The sequence below is a fragment of the Roseateles toxinivorans genome (assembly GCF_004362525.1).
GTDB classification, from domain to species: Bacteria; Pseudomonadota; Gammaproteobacteria; order Burkholderiales; family Burkholderiaceae_C; genus Paucibacter; species Paucibacter toxinivorans.
This window is the reverse complement of sequence record NZ_SNXS01000022.1, coordinates 1-1,955: the sequence shown is the minus strand read 5'-3', so window position 1 is coordinate 1,955 and position 1,955 is coordinate 1. Positions and strand designations below refer to the sequence as shown.

3 protein-coding genes are annotated in these 1,955 nt (G+C 65.6%); all 3 read right to left on the bottom strand.

Annotation, left to right across the window (positions count from 1 at the left end):
* A partial coding sequence (locus DES47_RS28540; RefSeq protein ID WP_133704193.1) for an ABC transporter ATP-binding protein occupies window positions 1-701 on the bottom strand: 701 nt, incomplete at its 3' end.
* 19 nt (window positions 702-720) lie between these two features.
* Entirely contained in the window at window positions 721-1,497 is a 777-nt protein-coding gene (locus DES47_RS28535) for an ABC transporter ATP-binding protein (protein WP_133704192.1), read from the bottom strand.
* Window positions 1,498-1,508: 11 nt separating this feature from the next.
* Window positions 1,509-1,955, bottom strand: a 447-nt coding sequence (locus DES47_RS28530) for a branched-chain amino acid ABC transporter permease (RefSeq protein WP_133704191.1), incomplete at its 5' end; no start/stop codon positions are given.

The window sequence follows — 1,955 nt, the reverse complement described above, 5'->3', positions numbered from 1 at the left end:
GCGGCTCGCACCTTGGGATCGTTGAGCAGGTCCTTCGCGTCCCCGCTCAAGGTGATCTTGCCCGAGTCCATCACATAGCCGCGGTTGGCCAGGCCCAGGGCCCGGCTGGCGTTCTGCTCGACCAGCAGTATCGTCACGCCCTGCTGGTGGATGTCGTTCACGACCTCGAAGATCTTGTCCACCATGATGGGGGACAGGCCCATGCTGGGCTCGTCCAGCAGCAAGACCTTGGGCTTGGCCATCAGGGCTCTGCCCATGGCCAGCATCTGCTGCTCGCCGCCCGACATCGTGCCGGCCAGTTGGTGTCTTCTCTCTTTGAGCCGCGGGAAGATGTTGAACACCTTCTCCATATCGGCGTCGATGTCCTTGTCGGTGCGCACGAAGGCGCCCATCTGCAGGTTCTCGGTGATGGTCATGCGGGTGAAGGTGCCGCGGCCCTCGGGCACCATCACCAGGCCCTGTTTCACGAGATCCCAGGCGCCCTGCCCCTTGATGGACTTGCCCATGAATTGCACGTCGCCATCGGCCACGGGCTGGATGCCGGTGATGGCCTTCAAGGTGGTGGTCTTGCCGGCGCCGTTGGCCCCGATCAGGCTGACCAGTTCGCCCTCGCCGATCTCGAAGCCCACGCCCTTGACGGCCTTGATGCCGCCGTACGCCACGTTCAGGCCGGTGACCTGCAGCAGGATGTTCTTTGCCATTGTTTGTTCTCCTGCTTGTTCAGTGAGCCTTGTGACCGGCGCCCAGGTAGGCTTCGATCACTTTCTCGTTGCGCTGCACGTCAAACGGCGTGCCCTCGGCGATCTGCTTGCCGTAGTCGAGCACGGTGACGCGGTCGCACAGGCCCATCACCAGCTTGACGTCGTGCTCGATCAGCAAAATCGTGCGGCCGTCGTTGCGGATGCGGTCGATCAGCTCTCTGAGCACGACCTTCTCGGTGGCGTTCATGCCGGCGGCGGGCTCATCCAGGGCGATCAGCTTGGGGTCGGTGGCCAGGGCCCGGGCAATCTCCAATCTCCGCTGGTCGCCGTAGCTCAGCGTGCGGGCCTTGAACTCGCTCATGTGGCCGATGCCGACGTAGTCCAGCAGCTCTTGCGCCCGCTTGGCGATCGCCGCCTCCTCGGCCTTGAAGCCGGGGGTGCGGAAGATCGCTCCGAGCAGGCCCGACTTGCTGCGCACGTGGCGGCCGACCATCACGTTCTCGAGCGCCGTCATCTCGGCAAAGAGGCGGATGTTCTGGAAGGTGCGGGCGATGCCGGCCTTGGCGACCTCGTGCACGGCGCTGGGCTTGTACGGGGCGCCGCCGAGCTCGAAGCTGCCGGCGTCCGGGGTGTACAGGCCGGTGATGACGTTGAAGAAGGTGGTCTTGCCGGCGCCGTTGGGGCCGATCAGGCCATAGACCTGGCCCTTGGTGATGTTGATGCCGACCTCGGACAGGGCCTGCAGGCCGCCAAAGCGCTTGGAGACACCGGCGACGTTCAATACGGATTCAGTCATGGCGGTGTTCCTTATTTCGAAGCCGGGACCGGAGCGGCCTTGCCGTGCTCGGGCGAGGGCCACAGGCCGCGCGGGCGCAAGAGCATCACGCCGATCATGGCCAGGGCCACCAGCAGCTGGCGCAGGATGGCGGCGTCCAGCCGCCCGCCGGTCATCTCCTGCAGCGGGCCGGCGACATAGCGCAAGACTTCGGGCAGGGCCGACAGCAGCAAGGCGCCCATGATCACGCCGGGGATGTGGCCGATGCCGCCCAGCACCACCATGGCCACGATCATCACCGACTCCTGCAGGCTGAAGGACTCCGGTGAGACGAAGCCCTGGAAGGCGCCGAACATCGAACCGGCCACCCCGCCGAAGGTGGCACCCATGCCGAAGGCCATCAGCTTCAGGTTGCGGGTGTTGATGCCCATCGCCTTGGCGGCGATCTCGTCCTCGCGTATGGCCATCCAGGCGCGGCC

What these genes read in the sequence shown, in the direction of transcription:
- DES47_RS28535 (WP_133704192.1), bottom strand. Translation starts at nt 1,497, where the DNA reads ATGACTGAATCCGTATTGAACGTCGCCGGTGTCTCCAAGCGCTTTGGC.